Source organism: Mesorhizobium sp. WSM4829 (assembly GCF_055811475.1).
Genome location: NZ_JBVVQJ010000065.1, coordinates 1 through 19,356, shown reverse-complemented (window position 1 = coordinate 19,356; position 19,356 = coordinate 1). Strand labels below are relative to the sequence as shown.

Sequence of the window (19,356 nt, the reverse complement as noted above, 5' to 3'; positions counted from 1 at the left end):
CTCCTGGAACCCGATCTCGCCGGCCGCTTCCGTCGCGGGCTGTTCTTCCCGGGCGAAGCCCATCTCGACCCACGCCGTGCAATGGCTGCGCTTCACGACAAACTCGCAGCCATGGGAGTCGAATTTCACTTCGACGCCAAGGCCCGGCATGTTTGCGGTTTCGATCGCCGGATCGACTGCACGGGCATCGCGGCGGAAGACGACCGACTGCGCGGCGTTCGCGGCGAGATGCTGATCCTGCGCACGCCCGATGTCTCGCTCTTGCGCCCGGTCCGGCTGCTTCATCCGCGCTTTCCGCTCTACGTAGTGCCGCGCACTGACCACCATTTCATGGCCGGCGCGACGATGATCGAGAGCCAGTCCGCTGGACGGGTCACGGCGCGTTCCATGATGGAGCTTTTGGGCGCGACCTATACCCTCCATCCGGCCTTTGGCGAGGCCGAGATCGTTGAAACCGGTCTCGGCGTTCGTCCGGCCTTTCCCGACAACCTGCCGCGCGTCGAAATGAGCGGTGACACCGTCGCGATCAACGGGCTTTATCGCCATGGCTTTCTTCTCGCGCCCGCCATGGCGCGCCAGGCGGCCGAACTCGTCTTCAGTCACGACAGATCCTTGGAGCCTGCCAATGAAACTGATCGTCAACGGCCAAGCGCTTGAGACTGACGCCTCAACCCTGGCCGAACTGCTTGCCGCGCTCGACTATGAAGGCGATTGGCTGGCGACCGCCGTCAACAGCGACCTCGTGCACAAAGCCAGCCGGGCGGAATTCCGGTTGAGCGACGGCGACCGCATCGAAATCCTCTCGCCGATGCAGGGAGGCTAGCATGTTCGAAGTTCTCGGGACGACGCTTCCTTCCCGCCTGCTTCTCGGCACGGCTCAATACCCTTCGCCGGCCATCCTTGCCGATGCGGTCCAGGCGTCGGGCACGGCGGTGGTAACCGTTTCCTTGCGCCGCGAGATGGCAGGCGGCAGGGCTGGCGAAAAATTCTGGTCGCTGATCCGCTCGCTCGGCATGAGAATCCTGCCCAACACTGCGGGCTGCCACTCCGTCAAGGAAGCGGTCACCACCGCGAAGATGGCGCGCGAAGTGTTTGGCACGAGCTGGATCAAGCTCGAAGTGATCGGCAACCACGACACGCTGCAACCGGATGTGTTCGGCCTGGTCGAAGCCGCCCGCATGCTGTGCGAGGATGGATTTTCGGTATTCCCCTATACCACCGACGACCTTGTTGTCGCCGAGCGGCTGCTGGAGGCGGGCTGCAACGTCTTGATGCCGTGGTGCGCACCGATCGGTTCCGCCCTCGGACCGATCAACATAACTGCGCTGCGCTCGATGCGCGGACATTTCCTCGGCGTCCCGCTGATTGTGGACGCTGGCCTCGGGCGGCCGTCGCATGCGGCGACCGTCATGGAACTCGGCTTTGACGCCGTGCTCCTGAACACCGCTGTCGCCAAGGCGGCCGACCCCGTCGGCATGGCACGAGCATTCGGCAAGGCGGTCGAAGCCGGCCGTGAAGCTTTCTGCTCGGGAATCCTCGAACCGCGCGAGGTTGCCGAACCATCGACGCCGACCATCGGCAGGGCAGTTTCTTCATGAAGCTCGATCCCTTCTACCTGATCGTCGACAGCGCTGCCTGGATAGAACGGTTGGCGCCGATCGGCGTCAAGCAGGTTCAGCTTCGCATCAAAAGCATGAATGAGACCAGGTTGCGCGCCGAGATCCGCAAGTCGAATGCCTTGTGTGCCCAACACAAATGCCAGCTCGTCGTCAACGATCATTGGCGCCTGGCAATCGAGGAAGGCTGCGATTTCGTGCATCTCGGCCAGGAGGATCTGCAAACCGCCAACCTCTCGAGGATACGGGCAGCCGGCGTCAGGCTCGGATTGAGCACGCATGATCATGTCGAGCTGGAAACGGCCATGTTTGCGGAGCCCGACTATATTGCGCTCGGTCCGATCTATCCCACCATCTTGAAGACGATGAAGTGGACGCCGCAAGGGCCAGAGCGGCTCGGTGAATGGAAGCGCCGGATCGCGCCGACACCCCTGGTCGCGATCGGCGGCCTCAATCCCAACCGGCTCGAGGATGTATTCGGTGCCGGTGCGGACAGCGCCGCCGTGGCGACCGACATTACATTGAATCCCGATCCGGAAGCGCGAACACGCGAGTGGATCGAAAAGACAAAGCCATGGCGCTGAGGCGCGAACCCCATGTGGTTGTCGTCGGCGGATCGGATTCCAGCGGGGGTGCTGGAATAGCACGAGACATCGAGACGATCTCTGCCATTGGCGTGCGCACCTGTCTTGCTGTCACCGCGCTGACGGTGCAAACGCACGACGCCGTCATGGAAATCAATCGTTCGCCACCAAGCCTGGTGGCCGATCAGATCAACGCCGCGCTGCAGGCCAAGGAAGTGGCGGCAATCAAGATCGGCATGCTCGGAACAGCCGAGACCATCCTTACCGTTGCGGCGGTGCTGCCGCGAAAATTGGCAAGTGCCGGCAGTACTCGACCCTGTGCTGGCCTCCACTTCAGGCCGCGCGCTTCTGGAAGCAGGCCTCTATCGATGCCATGAAGCGCGATCTGATGCCACTTTGCTGCATTGTCACGCCCAACCTCCCTGAACTGGCGCTCCTTATTGGCTCCGAACTGGCAGTGGATGAGGACGGAGCGCTCCAACAAGGACAAAGACTGCTGGCCGCCGGTGCTCAAGCCCTGCTGATTAAGGGTGGGCATGCGTCGGGACCCCGATCGACCGATATTCTGTTACGCTCCGGTCATGAACCCATCCCCTTCGATGCACCGCGCCTTGCCGCACCTATGCGCGGAACAGGTTGCGTGCTGGCCAGCGCGATTGCGGCGCATCTGGCGAAGGCGAAGCCGCTCGAAGACAGCGTGCGCGAAGGCAAGCTGTTTGTTTTCGAGAGGCTTCGGCACGATTGATCTTGCCGGTGATGACTACGGCCTGGGCGTTGAGAACGTCGAGCGTGGTGCGCTGGCCGACATCGCTGCTCGACGACGCCATTCAAGGCAAGTCGGGCTGCGGTGTACGTGGTCCATGCTGCAGTCACTTGCTGACGGACCAGAGCGCGGCCGACTCCTCGTCGGGGCGCCGCTGAGGTTGTTATTGTCCTTACCGCCGGTATCGGTCCGGGCCTGATTGAGCGATTCCTTGTTCCGTCGTACAAGCGCCGAAGTGCGGCCACCCGAATAGATCGGTATGATCAATGTCGCGCCGATGCTGGCTGAGTTAGTCGTGCCGTCCTGCTGGCTGGCGATAGGCGAGGTGTTGCGACAGGCGCTCGAGACGCCAGCTGAAGTGGAAAGCTGTGGCAGCAGCGCACCTTCGGGCGATTCACCCAAAACGCTGCCGCGTCGACCAGATGCTCCGAGGCGAGGATGGCGGGGTGCTCGCTTGATGCGGTCACGATTGCCGCATCGAGACTTGGCGGCAACAGCTTCGACACGGGGCGGCCCTGAGCTGCTTGAGGAGGCGAACGCTTCAATAGCAAGCGCGCCGAAGTGAGGCATCCTCAGCAGTACACCGCGGATTGCGCGTGAATGCATCCAAAACGTGAATGTTCTTAATTGAAGCAATCGATTTCTCTAGTCGACGGATGATGAATATGAAGGCGTCACGAGGCCGAGGATGCGATCTGGGATACCCAGGGCAATCGGTGGTCGTGGAGGCAACGACCACGTATTCGGCGCAGATAGCTCGGACCATCTACCCGGTGAGAATGGCCGCTACAAACCGCATACCGTCGGTGAGGACAATGACAAGCTCAGCGGCGGCCCCGACGAGGATGTCGTCTATGCGCCGACGTGAAGCCCTGCGCGATGCTCTGGTCGTATGCCGAGTTGTTCGGCGTAGTTGCGATGATGTTGCCACATCACAGTTGCGACCGCAGTTCCCGCCATGCCAACCGCAAATGATAAACTCAGTTCACGTCCAGGAGCGAAAGCAATATGCATCGTCGTAATCTGATCAAAGGGTTCGTTGCACTCGGCGCGTGTTCCATTTGCGCTGATGCCGTGGGGGCGGCGGGCACCCATTGGGGATATGCCGGCCCGGCCGGGCCCGAACACTGGGGCGAGCTGGACAAGGGAAATTTCGTCTGCTCGGCGGGCACGCAGCAATCGCCGATCGATATCAAGGGCGCGGTCAAAGCGGATATTCCGCACATCGCCATAGGTTGGCACAAGGCCGGCGGCAGGATGGTGAACAACGGCCACACCATCCAAGTCAACCTGCCGCAAGGCAGCACCCTCACCCGCGGGGATCGTGTCTACGAACTGGTACAGTTCCATTTCCATGCGCCGAGCGAACACTACGTGGCAGGCAAGAATTTTCCGATGGAAGCGCATTTCGTCCATAAGGACACCGACAGCGACACTCTGGGTGTGCTGGGCGTGTTTCTGGCGCCAGGCGCGACAAATGCCAGCTTCGCCAGCCTTGCCGCAGCATTTCCCGCAATCTCAGGTGAGGAAACAGCGGTCGACGAGGTCGAGCCCAACGGGCTTCTACCGGCCTCACTTAGCTATTGGACGTATGCGGGATCCTTGACGACTCCGCCATGCACCGAAAACGTCGAGTGGATGCTGGCGACGGAACCGGTTGAGGTCGACCCGGCAGACATGGAGCGATTTACCTCACTCTACCCCCTGAACGCGCGGCCTATCCGTTCACACAATCGGCGCTTCATCCTAGGCCTCGGCTGAGGTCCCCGTCACGGGCGAGGCCAGACTGGTGCGCTATATCGACGGCTGATCCCCAATATCGTGAGGATGCGCTCCGCGTCGCGGAGGCCCTTTGGGAGCTCATCCTAGTCCTGGACGCGGATCAAGACCAATTGGGCGACGGTCTTAAACCGTCTTATGAGGGAGAGGTACACGTGGCTTTCCTGTTCCAACAGCATCCGGCAGCACACCGAAGGGATAGGGAGCTAGAATTCAGATTGGACCTTCGCAAGGCGTGCACCGCGGATCAAACGCCGTTTCCTTGGGAAACATGGCTCAGTTTCGACAAAGCAAATGTAATCGCCCTAGCTGCCTCGATTGCGCTCTTGGTCGGGACGCAGGGGCCCCAGATCAACGACGCGGTCCTAAGCCAGCTGCGAACGATTCAGATCCACGATGCATTGCTCCGGCGCGACGTCGCCCGCGCTCGGACCGATATGGCATTGGACTACCGTTCGGTTGCTTCTACCGGACAGGCATTGCAAAGGGATCGTGAAAACTTGCAACGCTCTCTCGACATTTCGCCCGATGAGAGCTCCGGGCAATCCAAATTGCTCGCGCAGCTCATAAACTCGATCGAAAACAAAGAGGCTGCCATCTCAGCCTTGGTCAAGCAAAATCAGCTTATGCAAAGCTCTCTCGCAGATCTTGCTCGCTCGATTGGTCGCCTCGGGGGGGCACCGTCGGGCAGGGTTGAACTTTCGAAGCTGATCGTGTTTTCGGCTGAACCGGGGCTCACCCTCGCATCACAGATGGATCAGCCTCTCGACCGACTTGCTCCGAGCCAGGCCCGAGCTGCCGCGGATGCTATGGGCAATTTCCTGTCTTCTTTATGGAGGTTGGACCAAGCTGCCAATCAGATCGCATCCCTCGACACGTTCTCCATGGCCGTCGAACTGGAGCGAGAGCATCTGAAAGGCTACAGCTTGGCCAGCGCACAAGCGCAGCGTACGCGACTTTTCTTTGGCTTGGTGTCCATATGCCTCTGCTTGTTTGCGATCATTCGGCCCTCCAGGCAGCATCTGCGGACGAAACGGCTGGAAAGGCGGTTGGAGCTTGAAGCGGCAATGAGTGAGATCGTAGCTCGCTTCAACGATAGTAAAGCAAACAACGCCTCGGCGTGCTTTTCCACCGAAGCAGCGCTTAGACTCGTTCAACGCGTTTTCGATGCGGATCAATGCGCGCTTGCTCTGGTGGATCCGAGTCTCAGCAGGCATACCGAGTGCTTTGTGGCCAACACGTGCATACCCGTCTGGAACGTCGCGCTTATTGATCAAGTCGTTTCACTTGTCCGCCCCGGACGGCCAGTGTTTCGCGTCATTCCGGCGGCGGAAATGGTTCGGACCGCCATAGGCACTTCCGGTGTGTGTCAAATTGTTGGATGCCGGGTCTCCGATCAGCAAGCTGTGGTTTGCATCCTTGTTTTTGAAGGAGATCGTTCACTCCCCTCAGCAGACGACCTCCGGGTTCTTGCCAGTGCTATTGTGCGTTTAAGCAACCATCTTGAAATGCAACGTATAAATGCGGAACGCGACCTTCTGGTGAGTCGATGGGAGCATGTGGAAAGGCTGAGGACTGTCGGCACAATCGCAAGCGGCGTCACACATGAATTCAACAATATTTTAGGAGCAATAATTGGATACTCAGAGATTGCCAAAAGTCTTGTGCGTCGTCCCTCAAGAATTCGGAACCACATCGATCAAATCATCTTAGCTGGACACCGAGCAAAGCTGATCGTTGACCAGATTTTGTCACTCAGCCGAAACCGACAGCGCGTGGCAGTGCCTCTCAATGTCTCTGAAATTCTTATGGATCTTGCGCCATTGCTGCGGGTCACAGTTCGTGCCGATGTTCAGTTGAACTTCAAGATCAACGAGTGGCAAACGGTAATCGAGGGCAGCCCAACCGAGCTACAGCAGATTCTTATGAATCTGTGCAAGAACGCGTCGGAGGCTCTCTTGAATGAGGGCCGTGTCGAGGTTAGCGTTTCTCGCGCCCACGTCCGTCAAACGAAGCCGCTCGCTCAGGGCACCTTGAGACCGGGAGATTACGTTCTCCTCTCCATCAGCGACGATGGCCCAGGGATCGCAAGTTCGGTACTTCCGCATATCTTTGAGCCCTTTTTTACCACGCGCTCTCGCGTCGGCGGGACCGGACTGGGTCTTGCTGCAGTGGACAGCCATGTGAGCGCGCTCGCAGGATGCCTTGACGTCACCTCGGCTGTTGGCCGAGGTACGCGCTTTGATATCTACTTACCGGCCTCCGAGGAGGAGCCAGTCAGCGCTGGCATCGCTTTCGGTCCATACGACGGATCATTCGGCAACGGAGAAATCATTGCAGTCGTCGAGCCCGATCCAGCAGAGTTGGAGATCTACAAGGACGAGGTCGCCGCGCTGGGTTATAAGCCGGTCGGCTTCGCGACCTTCGAAAGTCTTTGCGGCTGGATCGAGAGCGGGAAGGCAGCTGACCTGCTAATTTTGGGTAAAACGCCTTTCCTCGAGCGAGGACAGGCCGAATCCGTATGCCCCACCCTCATGACGGTGCCTGTCATAGTTGTCGGTGAAATCGACCCCATGCCGGTCACATCTGATAATCAGGCCTTCGTCCTTTGGCTAGCGAAGCCGGTCTCGTCCAGGGCAATGGAGCATGCAATTCGTACAATGATGATGGCATGATGCCGCCGACTCGCTCAGGCTACCCAAGCAATCTGAGAAGGCCCGTCAAAAAGACATCGAAGCAGAACAAAATGACGCGTCACATCACAATCGACTTATCGATCCCGAGACGCTGTTCTAGCTAGCCTTAGTGCTTGTTAAGAAGGTCGGCTACTGTCTCTCCCCGTCGCCGGGCATCGGCGGCGAGCCATACCTCTCCCACCTCATACACTTCGCCTTGGGTACGGAACGGTACAATGACGTCAATGGCAGCCGACAGCATGTCAAGAAGCGTGCGGTCTTCCACAGCGGCTCCTTGCGGGCTGCTCTTGACGAGTGAAAAGAGCTTTTTAAAGCCTTGGACCGGATCAGCCCCATGAATCGTTGATATTGATCCCGCATGGCCGGAGACGACTTCGCTAAGGTAGGCCCAAGCAGCATCATCGCGCATCTCGCCAAGCAATATTCGATCAGGGCGCATGCGCAAGCTGGCTTGCAACAGTTGCTCGGCTGTCACCGCACCTACGCCTGCTCGGTCCTTCGGATAGAGTAACCGGACATGGTTCTCGTGCGGGATTGCAAGTTCGAGCGTGTCCTCGATACTTATCAGTCTCTCTTGCGGGGGTATAGCGTTGATCAAAGTCTTGCTCATTGTCGTTTTGCCGCTTCCAGTAGGTCCGCAAAGCAGCATCGTGAGCCGCCCGCAAACGCACGCTTGCAAAAATTGCTCCAAGTCACCATGGTCGTAGTGCTGAAGAATCGTTTCGTCCTGCCGCTCTTGGCGCTCCTTTCGTGACCGCCATTGATTCCAACGCGAGTATTCGTAGCGAGAAGAAACTTCCTTGAGTTCGGTCACACGACTTGAGGGACGCCGTATCGTCAGGCTTATTGTTCCTGAGGGAACAGCTGGCGGCAAACAGATCTGCAGCCGCTCTCCGTTCGGCAGCTCAGTCGCACAGAGGGGGCTTTGCGGTCCGACATCTTGCTTGCGCAGCGCTCCAGCGAGGATCGCGATGTCCTCCAGATCGTCATAAGATAGCGGCAGCGGATGTTTCGTGAAAACGCCGGCCTGTCGGACAAAGGCTTCCCCAGGCCGGTTGATAGCGACCTCTTCGGTCCTTGGCTCCTCAAGCCATTTCAGAACGGGGTCGAGAAGCAAACGCAATTGAGGATCAGCCTCCGATCGCATTGTTGTCTCTCCGGCGTTCGCGATGTTGGGGGGCTGGCGCCACGGCGGTCGCTCTAAGATCGTATACATCTGAGAAATCGAGGTCCCGAGCCACAAAGATGGATACAGCATCTCCCTGGTTTTTCTTCAGAGTTGGCGGAACGTTGATCGTCGCTCTCAGTGTCGTCTCGACGGCTTGTCCGCCATTGCTCTGGAAGCTGTTGATGCCGCTTCCTCCGCCAGAGCTGGCCGCGTATTGACCGGCCGCCTGAAACGCGCCTTGGATGACGCTCATGAGCATCGCTCCGCCAAAGCGTTGCCAGAAGTGATTGTCCACCGTGCCAGGCATTCCGGAGCGGCCGAGCTCGTCAGCGCCCGGCGATGCTATCGAAACGAGGGCATGGTCAGGTGTTTCGATGCGCGTCCATAGCACGAAGACACGCGCATCCCCCTGCTGGAGACCGCGCTGGATCTCGCCAATCACGGTCGTCCCGCGATCCAAGAGCACGACATTGTTGGTGGCGCCGCGGACGGCTTTAGGTAAGACGCACTTCACATAGCCGGGTAAATTTGTGTCGACTGCCGTTTGCAAAATGCACGGAATGATCGTTCCTTGAGTAATCACGAGATCAGGGTGCGGCATAAGTGTGGCCCGGCTCGGCTCCTGTATATCTGGCTTCAATCGGCCTGACAGATCGCCACCGTTTGAAATCTCATCCGCGGTCGCGGGAGCATCCTTATGGTTGTCTTCGCTCCGCTGACCGTCATTGGGCATTTGACTGCTGCTACTGTAGGCGAAAATTGGCGTTTCCTCGGGCGGCGGATCAGCTGGCGCCGGTGGGGGCGGCGCGGATGGCGCAGGATCTCCTGCCTGGGCCGCCTGTACGGGTGCTGGAGGTTCGGGAGCAATCTCAATTGGCACAGGGCGGAATGGCTCGGCGTTGGCGACAATTGGCGGTTTTGGCTGAGACGGATCGTCTTGTGTGCCGGGACGACCTCCGAGCCAGATGAGCGATAGAGATGAGACGAGAACAAGAGCAGCGACGGCCAACTTCTGCAATCCCGAAACATGCCGGCGGGCCGGCTCCGAGACCATCGATCCGGATGCATGGACATCATGTCCCGACTGTGGGCCGGTTTCATTCATCGGCCCGAGCCTTTCAAAACGCGCCACACGTCGGGTGTCACTGTACCGGTCACTGGCGCTCGTCCCACAGGATCATAAGCCCTGTTGAAAATGGACAAGACCGTATTGCCATCTCTCAGACGCCATTCCCGGGCGACTGCGGATACTTCAACATAGTCCCCTTTGACCGTGTAATTGGCAGCGGCTTCTTTCCCGTCGGGATTGATAACGTAGAGGGAGGGTATGCGGGAATTGCTTGCGAAGCCAAATACGGTCGTAAAGCCATTATCGAAAACTTCCAGCGGCGCCAGCGATCGATCGCCCTTTGCGACGTAGTGAAAATTGCTTTCGTCCGGACTGGCAGTTGCGGCGGGCCGATTCAACAAATCCTGAACTCTCTGGTCTTGCAGCACTTTCGCCCGGGCCTGGCCAAGAATCGAGCGCCTTTCTGCTTCCTTTCTCTGAGCAGCAGCCTCATCAGCAGGATAGGTGAACTGCACACTGTAGTATAGGTCTGGTTGCTGCTCATCAAGTTTTGGCATCGGTTTGGTTGAAATACTGAAGACGTATCTGCGTGTACCGGACTCGCTCTCGGCCAGCACGATGACCGGCTGCGGCGACAGCATCCGGCTAGCCTTAAAAAAGAGATAGTTGGCGCGCGGGAGCGCAGCCAGGTCTTTGCTATTGGAAACGGCCACGGCTGCGACGGTCTCGTTGGCCGCGAATGTGACAACCAGCGTTGCCCCCACTGCGGTCGATAGGCGCACCACTTCGTCGGGACGGTAAGCCAGGTAGCGCATCCGCGCATCATGCTTGCCGGCAAGTGGCGTGTCTTCCGCGCACGCTTCCGTCGCGAAGAGGAGTGAACAGGCCAGCGCGAAAAATGCTCTTTTTGTCATGGCTGCGCATAGCCCAGGTTCGATACGGTATCTTCCGAGGCTTGATAGGAGGTGACGAGTAGACCTCCCGGATTGGTGAGCCTCGATTGGCCAGGCAGACCCGTCAGGCGCTCGTAACGGATGGTAGCTGTCCATGTGGTCACTATCGGCATCTGCCCATCGACAACAAGCATACGTTTGTATCGGATCTGTTGAACGTCGGGACTGAGGTCGTTTGAGGAAATATGCCCGACCTCGAGCTTGCCGCGCTTGCCGACCGTGACTTGCGGCGAGGTGGGATTTGGATAGTTGAAGAAATCTTGATATTGCTGTTGCACAGCCGGTGCGCTGAAACTGGACACGAGGTCATAGGCGTATTGGGCTGTATCTGCTGTGTAGCCCTCGCGCAGGCGTACATATTCCCACAGCGAAGCATTTATGACGGCTCGGTCTTGAGTTGCGGGCAGTCGAGAGATTGACACTTCGCTGTCAACGGTCCCGTCCGGCCGCACCCAGAGGAACACAGGTACGAGCTTGGCCAACGGGACCATGGCAGCGATGGTAAATGCCTGGGCAACATTTCCGAGGACCGCCGCTGCCGCAAAGGCTATAAGGGCCTTTGACAGGCGCCGCGCAGACTTCGCTCGTGAAGTTTGAAACGCTTCCACCTTCTTGTAGTGAGCAGCTAGCGTTTCTCTCTCCACCAGAAGGGCATGTTCAGGAAATTTCACTTGGGCTCTTCCGTACACTCAACCTGAAGATCCTCAGGTGTGGTTTCCCATTGTCCCGCGTTCAGTTGGAATGGCGTACCCGTGCAGGTCGCAAGCCGATCGGTTGTCTTGCAGGCCGCCAAAGCGAGGATTGACAACAGTAGATAGCGTTTCATGTTTTTGATACCGCGCTTGTTGATTGATTAACCACGTGCCGTTTTGGCAAAGTAGCGATTGAGGTTGTTTGGAGCTCGGTTCGCCCCTGACCAAGAGCCGCCGGCGATGCTGCTGGCGATCGTCGGAAGTGCGACGATCAGAGCGTCGCCAGCCAGGAAAAGCATGTCGATCTCGTAAAGCCCGATGATCTTGGCTGCTGTCGTGCTCGAGAATTTGATCATAACAAGCATGGCTGTCAGCGCGACTGCTTCGGCCGCGATAACTATCGTCGCAACGATGTTGAGAAGGAGAAGCAGCAGCCCGTACGAGACAAGTTGGCCGATCCATCTGGTAGCCATGTCTCGAGTGTGATCAAAAAGGTAGCCGACAAGAACCAGGGGGCCGATCGCCAAGAGCACCTTCGTCAAAATTCCAACGGCATCATAGATTTCGAACGCTGTCCACAGCGAGCCGTAGAAAATCCATTGCGCTCCCTCGAAAGCAAGTGTGTCCTGGCCGTTCATAGGCCCGATTTCGGATGCAATCATCTGAAAGGCATACTGAGTTGAAGCAAACATCCAGTCGAGCTTCCGGGGAATATCGACGAAGGGTAAGTCGCTGCTACTCATCTGGTGAGCAAGCCTTGGAATCGTGTCGTCGAACACCGTTTCAATGTATTTCTGGTAGTTGGCCTGCCCTAAGATAAGGCCGACGACAATCGACACCATGATTACGCGAGAGATACCTCCACGCGCATCGACTTGACCACGCATGACCAGACAGCCTTGGATTATTATCCAAAGCGTCACACAAGCAACCAGAGGCGCGCTGATCGCCTCTTGGATTTTTTCAAGCACGTTGTGCAGCCCTGACGTGAAGGCCACATGAAAGACCGTGTGTATGGCCGTGAATGGCGCGGGAATGCTGAAATTCATGGCATGAGCCTGATTTGTCCCTGATCAGCGGAGTTGAGCCGGATGAACTCTGTGTGGTTCACGGCAGGCTGAACATCTTGGCGGTGTCCTGGCGTTCCCGACGCTGCGTGGCGGCCTCCTCCACTGCGTGAAGGCTCCCTTGTGCAGTGGCCATCGTCAGCAGACTGGTGGCCTGGACATTTTGGATGATCGCATCGTGAATCTGCTTGAGGACCAGACCGTTGGTCACGGTGGCCTGCACAATATTTCTCGAGCTGGAAAGCTGACCAAGCGTGTTGTCGTTAGCCCTAAGGCGCTTGTCCATTACGTCCAGAGTGTCGGCTGCAAGACCTGCGGCATTGGCGGCACCAGCGATTTGCCCCTCTAACAGTTTCCCTTCTGCATCGGTGCCGGTGACTATCCGAGTTGGGTCCTGCGCAATGTTACGCGCCATGGTCGAAACTGGCGCCCGAGCATCAAACATCTGCCCCTCCAGCTTATTGCTCGACGGGTAGTGATTTCCTTGGTTCAGTGCGCCCAACAGTCCTGTGACACCGAATGACGACTTTAGCATATCCACCATTTCGATCGTGGTAGCGAGCGTCGCGATTGACCTCTCAAGGATCGCCGCATTGGAAACCGCTGTTAAGGTCACTTGTGTTTCTGTTAACGGGTCGCTGACGACAAATTGCGACCGGGCCTGTGTGCTAAGCAGAAAGGAAGCAGCAAGCGTTGTTGCTGCAAGCTTGGCAAATCTCATGAATATTCCTCCGTCAGTCTTGAATTTCGTGGTAACGAGCCATGAACTTGTCGAGCCACCCACTTGGGGCATCTCCGTACTGGTCACGAAGCTGGTCGGCAAAGCGCACGGTGTTGGCCCGCCCCGAGAGTACGGCTACATACTCGCGCATCTGCCCAAGGTCGAATTCGCAAACAACACTCCCGCTGTCGCGCTTGAGCAAAAACTTGCGGCTGCCAATTGCCATTCCCTGGCGGATTGCCTCGAACTCCTGCGTGGTGCACTTCAAGCCATCGACATACGCAGCCCGATCCGCCGTCGGTGATGGGTAGAAAATCTTCGTCATGCATTGTGCAACGAGACTAGCTCCGAGGGGCGATTGAAGCACGTGTTCAGGCTGCTGCGTTGCGAGTATCAACATCCCGTTGTTTTTGCGGACGGTGAGCAAGAACTTGTCGATCACAGCCGAGAACTGGGGGTTGAGCAGATAGAAGCGAAATTCGTCGCAGCTCATGACAAACCGACGGCCATCGACAACAGCGCCCACGCGGTGCAGAAGATATGCGGCAGCCGGCGCGCAGACCTCCTCAAATTCCAGGAGCTGCGTCATGTCGAAGCCTGTAATGGAGGCATCCAGTCTTACTTCGTCGACATCGCCGTCAAAGGCCCATCCAAGCGCATTCCCTCTACACCACCGCTGCAGCCGTGCTCCTGCGCCCTCGGAGGGGCTGTGCAGCAGAAATTCGCGTAGGCCCGCAATTGAGCGCATGACGGGTTCGAACGAAAGTTGACGAACAATGCCACGTTCTAGTCGACGGCTTTCCTCCGGCGAGATCGGACCACGGCCGTCACTCTCGATTAGGGCCATCAACCATTCGCGCAGAAAGTCCAACGAGGCGGAGGTGTTGTCCAGTCCACGCAAGGGGGCCAAGCCGCTCGGAGCGCCTCTGCGCAAGGCTAGATATGTCCCCCCCGTGGCTCGCACCAGCAGTTCACCACCCCGGTCCTTATCGAAAAATACGATGGCACCATCGCGATCGACCAGGCTTTGCTCAAGCATCGCGAGGATAAAGGTCATCAGCGTCGTCTTGCCTTTGCCGACGGGCCCGAATATCGCCGTCATGCCGACGTCATCCTCATGGGGGATGTAGTCGAAAGAAGTTCCACCGTTCGTGCGAAAGCGCGCAACCGCTTTGCCCCAGTGGCCGGAAGTGGAACCGCTTGGGAAGTTTTCAAATGACACAAGCCCGGCAAAATTGTGCGAGGTGATCGCCCCCGGGCGTGTGCGCCACCTGTTGTTCCCCGGAAGTTGGGACCAGTACGCGGCCTCCATGCCGATACCCTCTTGGACGATAACGGCGCCCGCGTCGGCCAGCCTTGCGCGCGCATTTGCTGCACGATCTGCAAGGCTGTTGAGGCTGTCGGCATGGACGCACAGGCTCAGATGATGCGAACCCATGACGAACTCGTTGCTTGCCAGTGCGTCCTCTGCCTCGGCAAGTTCATTGATCTGGGTGAGAGCCTTGTCGCCGGCGCTCGTCATCTGGCTGGACTTAAGGCTAAGCTTCGCATGAGCTTGTGGCCGAGTGAGGAAGGAAAAGCTCTGGCTGAGGACAAGCGGAAAGTTGGCGGACAGCAAGGGATTTAGCATGCCTGGCCGCGTGGTCGCGGGATATTCACGGAACGAAAACAATGATCCCACGGAGCTGCCCCCGGGTCGTCGAATCTCAAGCGCCCGCTTCCCGCAGATGACTTGGTCAGTGTAGATCGAGGCGCCAAGTGAGCCGGTAACCATCGGAACCGGGAGAAACCGGCACGTCATTATCAGCCGAAGCGCCTCACCGATTTCCGTGAAGAGCACGTTGCCTTTCTCACGAATACCCAACCGGCGCAGACCGTAACCGCCGAGCGACCCAGCAATGATCTGCCAGAGGTCCTCCAGGCTTCGAATTTGTGTGGCCAGATCGTTGTCATTGCGTCTGGGGGATTTGGCAATGCGCCAGCCGATCTTGCCGATTGCGGTGCGGGGGAACACGACGACAGTGAGGAAGTGATCGTTGCGAAACAGCTTGCCCGACAGCACACGGCTCTCATAGGCCTCGTTCAGACTGTCAGCGAATGCGCTTTGAAACTGGCGCGATGCCGGCTCCGGCACATCGTTGTTTCGCACAAGATGGGCGTATAGCGTGACATTGTCGTCGGCGATGTTGCGCAAGAGAGTGTTGAACGCGCGGCAGCGCGAGTTGCGCATCTCAGCGTCCTCCAAATCAAACGGCAGCCCGTTCACATGTGCCATGGCCATGATCGATCCGTCCTCCAGAAGGACAACCTGATCGCTTAGATGACCGACATACGGAAGGTAGATCTCGCCAGATCTCTCGGTCCGGCCACTGGCGCCAAACATTACACCATTCCTCTTCCGCGTTTCGGCACTCTGATCGGATTGGCGCTGACGCTCGCGCCGCCCCAGACCTGTCCGTCCACGCTTCTGCCGGCGGTCTGCAAATAGAGGAACGCGACGCTTGCGGCGTTATAGTCACGCTCAACGATCAGCCGTGCTCCGAACCAGAGTGGCACGAGCACGATTTCATAAAGTGGGTTCTTAAGGATAATGATGACGAGCCCCGCCAACATCATGAGCGCTCCGGCCAGCGTCAGCGGCACCCCCAGAAAAAGTGCGGGGCGTGTCGCCGCCACATAGAGGGTGCTCACTTCCAACCGGTCGCTCATCAGCCGCCGCCTATGAGCGCCTTGCCCAGGAAGCTGGCGCCAAACATGATGACGATTCCTCCAACGACGCCCGCAACCAGGCCAAGTGAAGCACGACCGAACATCCAGGAGATACCGATGGCCACGAGTCCGAGCACGGCCAGCGATTGTCCGAAGGGGCCAAGTATGAAGGTGCAGATATTCTGGACCATCTTGGCAGGATCCGTCCCTCCGGTCACCTGGGCCGCGGCTGGCCCGCTGGACAAGACCGTCCACGCAACGCCCGCAGCAGCGGCCGGTACATATTCAGCCGCCATGCGCAGCATGAAAAAAGGCAAAGGAACACGCGTTTTAAACGCACGAAATATTTTGAGTGGCTTCATCATTGCATCTCCATGATTCAATCGAATACGAGTTTGTTCGGGTTCGAGGGTTCCCGCTCTTCCGCAGCCTGGCTGCCTGTCGGACCGGAGGGATCGGCCCCGGAGCGGTTTGACTGATAGGAGCCCCAGATGTCCCAGGAATTTTGGTTGGGCTGCTTTCTATTGGCCTGTTGGCTCTGTTGGAGCAGAGGCGGCACGTCTTTCCGACCGGGTGCCTCGAGGTCTGGCACATCTTGAGCGGTGGGCTCCAGCGTTCGCTCAAGGAGACTTGACATGTCCTTTGCGGCCGACTCGACCTTGCGTACATAACCGTTGGCGAAGCCACGCGTGACGTCGCCCGTGTTATAGGCCGAGATGGCACGGCGAAGCGCCAGTTGCTGCGCCAAAGCAGTCGCGCCGCCGGCATACCGGCTTTCAAGTAAGTGGGCGGCAGCCGAAAGCGAGGCGCAGGGCTCGAAAGCCTTTTCCGGCGTGAGATTGAGTATGGGAAAGTTGTTGCTGTTTATCTGCATCAATCCAACGTCGACAGAATGTTGTGCTTCGAGGCGGTGCTTGATGCCCCGCGTGGCTTCCAGGTGATCTATCCAGCGAAGCTGCTCACCTGTGGTGTTGTCATGAGCCACCAGTGTTTCAAAGCCACTTTCAACCTTGGCAATCGCGGCGAGGGTGGACGGCGCAACCCATGGAGCGCATTTGCGCGACAGGCTGTGGAACTCACGGGGAGAAAGTGGCGCGGGCTCGGCTGGGAGTGACATGGATGTCAACAGGACGATGGCCAGGGGCCAAGCTGCAATAAACATTCCCTATCACCTACCTTTCCAAGCCGCCGGACGAGTTCTGGCCCTGTCCGGCACGCGCTTATCGGGGAGGTTTGTTACTCTGTGATGTTCAATTTCAGCTTTTCGGTTTCAACTGAAGCAAAGACCGTGTTCGTGTCAGCATGGGTGAGCATCTTGCGCATGCGTGAGTGCGCGGGCCCGATCAGCCAGCGACATCCGGAGCATCTTGGTATGATGACTCCTGTGCAGGATTGCTCGTCCCCGCCGTCCGTTGCTCTTGGACCGGGGCCCGCGACTTCGTCGTCATGGATGGTGATGGGATCTTCTGTCAGCGCCAAGCCAAGGACAAAATGGGAAGCTTGGCGGGTTTGTTCAGGCTCGGGATCACCGTGGGGAATCGACGAAGGCGATAAAGCAGCCCAACTTTGCCGGTATGCTGCCGGTGCTTTAAGAGCAGCCATGCGCGGCCCTGCACACTCAGATCATTGCTTGAGACGCGAGCTCGTCCGCGAAGCTGGCTCGAAGGCGCAAATCCGCGGGGGCGAGGGTCAACGGGGAAGACGTGGCGGCGCAGCCCATCCTGGTGCGAGCCTGGTTCAGCTGTTCGGCCGCCGCCGGCAACGGGTGGATCATGCACAGTCCCATCGGCAGAAAACCGCACGCCATTAACGGAGTGCGACGGCGCAATGGACAAGCATAGTGACACCCTCCAGATGGAGGGAGTTGCAGTAACTGAGAAATGTTAGCCCGGACGTTCACCGCAACCGGCGACCTGCCGGTCGCCCGAACAGCATTTGAGGCCGCCGGCCACCTTGGACGAAGCCGGCTTGGCAGGAGACATACTATTTGGCACAAGGCCGCTGCAGCGAATCACGGTCTTCTTCCGCCGACCGCCTCTCCGATCAACCAAACGCCGCGCTGCTCAACCATGTCCGAGCTGGATCCACGAGCCGGAGGATGTCGAGATGATCCAGGTCCGCAAACTCCAGGATGACGAGGATGCAAGGGCATAGCAGGAAACTTGGCATCCATGAGGTCGAACTCGAATGGTATTGGCAGGCCTGCACCAACGGGGGAGCTCGAAGCGAAAAAGCGAAGGACCACACGGCAGGGTCATCTCGGCGCTTGGACCTGTCTGGTGGCCACGGGCGGCCTGGGTGCGGTCAATTCGCCAGGGATGAAAAGACCAGGACGAGCACGGCCTCACATTGGCCGCACGCAACGGCGAGTGGTATCAAGGGGCAGCTGTTCTGCGTCGGCGCCCCAGGGTTGCTCGGCAACAGGTTTAGACAAGGGGATTCAAGATTGAAGGTGTGCCGTTGAAACATGTTCTTGTCATTGACGATGATGCCGCAATGCGGCGCCTCATCGCCGGGTATCTCACGATGCATGCCCTGAAGGTAACCGCAGTCCACGATAGCAAGCAGTTTGACTATGTTCTTTCACATGAGCCAGTCGATCTCGTGGTTGTTGACCTTAACCTAGGCCGGGAGGATGGACTTGCGATTGTCCGCAATCTGGCGACAAAATCGGATGTTCCTATCATAGTGATCAGCGGCGACCGGCTTGATGAGGCGGAAAAAGTGGTTGCACTGGAGCTCGGCGCAACCGATTTCATTCCCAAGCCTTTCGGGATGCGCGAATTCTTGGCCCGCATTCGAGTAGCGTTACGCGAGCGCATTTCTAGTCCGCGAACCAGAGATCAGCGCTCATTTCGCTTTGGGGCCTGGAAGCTCAGCGTGAAGCAGCGGCGACTGATCTGTGCGGAGCGTGGCGAGGTCAAGCTTACCGCATGTGAGTTCAATCTCTTGATCGCATTTCTGGAGAACCCCCGCAACGTGCTATCCAGAGAACGGCTTTTGCTCGCGAGCCGTGTGCGTGGAGAAGAGGTGTACGATCGAAGTATCGATGTCCTAATCATGCGCTTGCGTCGAAAGCTGGAGGCTGATGCGGCCAATCCTCGCCTAGTCAAGACATGCCGTGGTGCAGGGTACTTCTTCAACGCTGACGTAGACGTTAGCTACGGAGGTACCTTGGCCGCGTGACAGGAGCTATTCAGGAGATTGGCTGACGAGGCTGATCAAGTCTCAGGCCACGGCCTTTAGCTCGGGCGCCCGGATGTAGGCCAAAGGCAGCAGGTCATTGATCTGGCTGTTCGGATGGCTGTTGACGATCCTGGTGAGGACGTCGGCGACTAGCCGAGTGGCTCGACACCATTGAGCTTGCAGGTTTCGATCAGCACGCAATGACTGCCCAGTGTTCGGCACCGCCGTCGAGCCAGCGAAGAGCGCGTTCTTGCGGTTATGCATACCTTTTCATAAACGAAATTATGCTCAGGCCCGGATTATGCGCAGTTGGCCGAGGCGGATGTGGGCCAGTCGCCGTTTCCACCTCGGTG

The 19,356-nt window shown here is 58.3% G+C and carries 20 protein-coding genes and 2 pseudogenes; 9 read left to right on the top strand and 13 right to left on the bottom strand.

Annotation, left to right across the window (positions count from 1 at the left end; translation table 11 throughout):
- From AC0L17_RS33090 to AC0L17_RS33055, 8 genes and pseudogenes are all read left to right on the top strand, one after another.
- A partial coding sequence (locus AC0L17_RS33090; RefSeq protein WP_473518810.1) for an FAD-dependent oxidoreductase occupies positions 1 to 657 on the top strand: 657 nt, incomplete at its 5' end.
- Entirely contained in the window at positions 626 to 823 is a 198-nt protein-coding gene (gene thiS, locus AC0L17_RS33085; protein ID WP_065007829.1) for a sulfur carrier protein ThiS, read from the top strand. The genes AC0L17_RS33090 and thiS, both read left to right, overlap by 32 nt.
- A gap of 1 nt (position 824) precedes the next feature.
- Positions 825 to 1,598 carry a thiazole synthase gene (locus AC0L17_RS33080; RefSeq protein WP_473518809.1) on the top strand — a complete coding sequence of 258 codons (774 nt, stop codon included), beginning with the start codon at positions 825 to 827 and terminating at the stop codon, positions 1,596 to 1,598.
- Entirely contained in the window at positions 1,595 to 2,200 is a 606-nt protein-coding gene (locus AC0L17_RS33075; protein WP_473518808.1) for a thiamine phosphate synthase, read from the top strand. The genes AC0L17_RS33080 and AC0L17_RS33075 overlap by 4 nt, the downstream gene beginning before the upstream one ends.
- Positions 2,191 to 2,945 (top strand): annotated as a pseudogene (locus AC0L17_RS33070) (hydroxymethylpyrimidine/phosphomethylpyrimidine kinase). The gene AC0L17_RS33075 and the pseudogene AC0L17_RS33070 overlap by 10 nt, the downstream one beginning before the upstream one ends.
- A gap of 706 nt (positions 2,946 to 3,651) precedes the next feature.
- Positions 3,652 to 3,831, top strand: a complete 180-nt coding sequence (locus tag AC0L17_RS33065) for a hypothetical protein (RefSeq protein WP_156768268.1) — start codon at positions 3,652 to 3,654, stop codon at positions 3,829 to 3,831.
- A gap of 140 nt (positions 3,832 to 3,971) precedes the next feature.
- Positions 3,972 to 4,724 carry a carbonic anhydrase gene (locus AC0L17_RS33060; RefSeq protein WP_473489534.1) on the top strand — a complete coding sequence of 251 codons (753 nt, stop codon included), beginning with the start codon at positions 3,972 to 3,974 and terminating at the stop codon, positions 4,722 to 4,724.
- A gap of 173 nt (positions 4,725 to 4,897) precedes the next feature.
- Positions 4,898 to 7,417, top strand: a complete 2,520-nt coding sequence (locus tag AC0L17_RS33055) for a two-component system VirA-like sensor kinase (RefSeq protein WP_473518807.1) — start codon at positions 4,898 to 4,900, stop codon at positions 7,415 to 7,417.
- A 127-nt stretch (positions 7,418 to 7,544) separates the two neighbouring features.
- On the opposite strand, the gene virB11 is transcribed toward AC0L17_RS33055, so the two are convergent.
- The 12 genes from virB11 to AC0L17_RS32995 form a co-directional block, all read right to left on the bottom strand.
- A complete protein-coding gene (gene virB11, locus AC0L17_RS33050; RefSeq protein WP_473479389.1) occupies positions 7,545 to 8,585 on the bottom strand; it encodes a P-type DNA transfer ATPase VirB11 in 1,041 nt (346 codons plus the stop codon).
- On the bottom strand, positions 8,569 to 9,711 hold the full coding sequence (gene virB10, locus AC0L17_RS33045) for a type IV secretion system protein VirB10 (protein WP_473479386.1): 1,143 nt from the start codon (positions 9,709 to 9,711) through the stop codon (positions 8,569 to 8,571). The genes virB11 and virB10 overlap by 17 nt, the downstream gene beginning before the upstream one ends.
- Positions 9,708 to 10,589 (bottom strand): TrbG/VirB9 family P-type conjugative transfer protein, encoded by an 882-nt coding sequence (locus AC0L17_RS33040; protein WP_473479384.1) that lies wholly within the window; start codon positions 10,587 to 10,589, stop codon positions 9,708 to 9,710. The genes virB10 and AC0L17_RS33040 overlap by 4 nt, the downstream gene beginning before the upstream one ends.
- The gene (locus AC0L17_RS33035) at positions 10,586 to 11,299 is read right to left on the bottom strand and encodes a type IV secretion system protein VirB8 (RefSeq protein ID WP_473479381.1); all 714 of its coding nucleotides are present in this window, start codon (positions 11,297 to 11,299) and stop codon (positions 10,586 to 10,588) included. The genes AC0L17_RS33040 and AC0L17_RS33035 overlap by 4 nt, the downstream gene beginning before the upstream one ends.
- Positions 11,296 to 11,454: a type IV secretion system lipoprotein VirB7 gene (locus AC0L17_RS33030; protein WP_082827328.1), complete on the bottom strand. Its 159-nt coding sequence runs from the start codon at positions 11,452 to 11,454 to the stop codon at positions 11,296 to 11,298. The genes AC0L17_RS33035 and AC0L17_RS33030 overlap by 4 nt, the downstream gene beginning before the upstream one ends.
- 27 nt (positions 11,455 to 11,481) lie before the next feature.
- Entirely contained in the window at positions 11,482 to 12,369 is an 888-nt protein-coding gene (locus AC0L17_RS33025; RefSeq protein ID WP_473479378.1) for a type IV secretion system protein, read from the bottom strand.
- Between the two features lie 58 nt (positions 12,370 to 12,427).
- Positions 12,428 to 13,108: a TrbJ/VirB5 family protein gene (locus AC0L17_RS33020; protein WP_473479374.1), complete on the bottom strand. Its 681-nt coding sequence runs from the start codon at positions 13,106 to 13,108 to the stop codon at positions 12,428 to 12,430.
- A 13-nt stretch (positions 13,109 to 13,121) separates the two neighbouring features.
- A complete protein-coding gene (gene virB4 / locus AC0L17_RS33015) occupies positions 13,122 to 15,491 on the bottom strand; it encodes a type IV secretion/conjugal transfer ATPase VirB4 (protein WP_473479372.1) in 2,370 nt (789 codons plus the stop codon).
- On the bottom strand, positions 15,491 to 15,817 hold the full coding sequence (locus AC0L17_RS33010) for a type IV secretion system protein VirB3 (RefSeq protein ID WP_473479370.1): 327 nt from the start codon (positions 15,815 to 15,817) through the stop codon (positions 15,491 to 15,493). The genes virB4 and AC0L17_RS33010 overlap by 1 nt, the downstream gene beginning before the upstream one ends.
- On the bottom strand, positions 15,817 to 16,182 hold the full coding sequence (gene virB2 / locus AC0L17_RS33005; RefSeq protein WP_473479368.1) for a pilin major subunit VirB2: 366 nt from the start codon (positions 16,180 to 16,182) through the stop codon (positions 15,817 to 15,819). Before virB2 ends, AC0L17_RS33010 begins: the two co-directional genes overlap by 1 nt.
- A gap of 14 nt (positions 16,183 to 16,196) precedes the next feature.
- Complete coding sequence (locus tag AC0L17_RS33000) at positions 16,197 to 16,979, bottom strand: type IV secretion system lytic transglycosylase VirB1 (RefSeq protein WP_473479366.1); 783 nt, start codon at positions 16,977 to 16,979, stop codon at positions 16,197 to 16,199.
- Between the two features lie 74 nt (positions 16,980 to 17,053).
- On the bottom strand, positions 17,054 to 17,419 hold the full coding sequence (locus AC0L17_RS32995) for a hypothetical protein (RefSeq protein WP_473479364.1): 366 nt from the start codon (positions 17,417 to 17,419) through the stop codon (positions 17,054 to 17,056).
- Positions 17,420 to 18,277: 858 nt separating this feature from the next.
- Here AC0L17_RS32995 and virG point away from each other — a divergent pair.
- A complete protein-coding gene (gene virG / locus AC0L17_RS32990; protein WP_473479361.1) occupies positions 18,278 to 19,003 on the top strand; it encodes a two-component system response regulator VirG in 726 nt (241 codons plus the stop codon).
- 42 nt (positions 19,004 to 19,045) lie between these two features.
- Here the strand turns inward: virG and AC0L17_RS32985 are convergent.
- Positions 19,046 to 19,258: pseudogene (locus tag AC0L17_RS32985) on the bottom strand (transposase domain-containing protein); the annotation flags it as partial.
- Positions 19,259 to 19,356 lie beyond the last annotated feature (98 nt).

Excerpts from the sequence above, each read along its gene's own strand:
- thiS (WP_065007829.1), top strand. The coding sequence starts at position 626 with ATGAAACTGATCGTCAACGGCCAAGCGCTTGAGACTGACGCCTCAACC.
- AC0L17_RS33080 (WP_473518809.1), top strand. The coding sequence starts at position 825 with ATGTTCGAAGTTCTCGGGACGACGCTTCCTTCCCGCCTGCTTCTCGGC.
- AC0L17_RS33075 (WP_473518808.1), top strand. The coding sequence starts at position 1,595 with ATGAAGCTCGATCCCTTCTACCTGATCGTCGACAGCGCTGCCTGGATA.
- AC0L17_RS33065 (WP_156768268.1), top strand. The coding sequence starts at position 3,652 with ATGCGATCTGGGATACCCAGGGCAATCGGTGGTCGTGGAGGCAACGAC.
- AC0L17_RS33060 (WP_473489534.1), top strand. The coding sequence starts at position 3,972 with ATGCATCGTCGTAATCTGATCAAAGGGTTCGTTGCACTCGGCGCGTGT.
- virB11 (WP_473479389.1), bottom strand. The coding sequence starts at position 8,585 with ATGCGATCGGAGGCTGATCCTCAATTGCGTTTGCTTCTCGACCCCGTT.
- virB10 (WP_473479386.1), bottom strand. The coding sequence starts at position 9,711 with ATGAATGAAACCGGCCCACAGTCGGGACATGATGTCCATGCATCCGGA.
- AC0L17_RS33040 (WP_473479384.1), bottom strand. The coding sequence starts at position 10,589 with ATGACAAAAAGAGCATTTTTCGCGCTGGCCTGTTCACTCCTCTTCGCG.
- AC0L17_RS33030 (WP_082827328.1), bottom strand. The coding sequence starts at position 11,454 with ATGAAACGCTATCTACTGTTGTCAATCCTCGCTTTGGCGGCCTGCAAG.
- AC0L17_RS33025 (WP_473479378.1), bottom strand. The coding sequence starts at position 12,369 with ATGAATTTCAGCATTCCCGCGCCATTCACGGCCATACACACGGTCTTT.
- AC0L17_RS33020 (WP_473479374.1), bottom strand. The coding sequence starts at position 13,108 with ATGAGATTTGCCAAGCTTGCAGCAACAACGCTTGCTGCTTCCTTTCTG.
- virB4 (WP_473479372.1), bottom strand. The coding sequence starts at position 15,491 with ATGTTTGGCGCCAGTGGCCGGACCGAGAGATCTGGCGAGATCTACCTT.
- AC0L17_RS33010 (WP_473479370.1), bottom strand. The coding sequence starts at position 15,817 with ATGAGCGACCGGTTGGAAGTGAGCACCCTCTATGTGGCGGCGACACGC.
- virB2 (WP_473479368.1), bottom strand. The coding sequence starts at position 16,182 with ATGATGAAGCCACTCAAAATATTTCGTGCGTTTAAAACGCGTGTTCCT.
- AC0L17_RS33000 (WP_473479366.1), bottom strand. The coding sequence starts at position 16,979 with ATGTTTATTGCAGCTTGGCCCCTGGCCATCGTCCTGTTGACATCCATG.
- AC0L17_RS32995 (WP_473479364.1), bottom strand. The coding sequence starts at position 17,419 with ATGGCTGCTCTTAAAGCACCGGCAGCATACCGGCAAAGTTGGGCTGCT.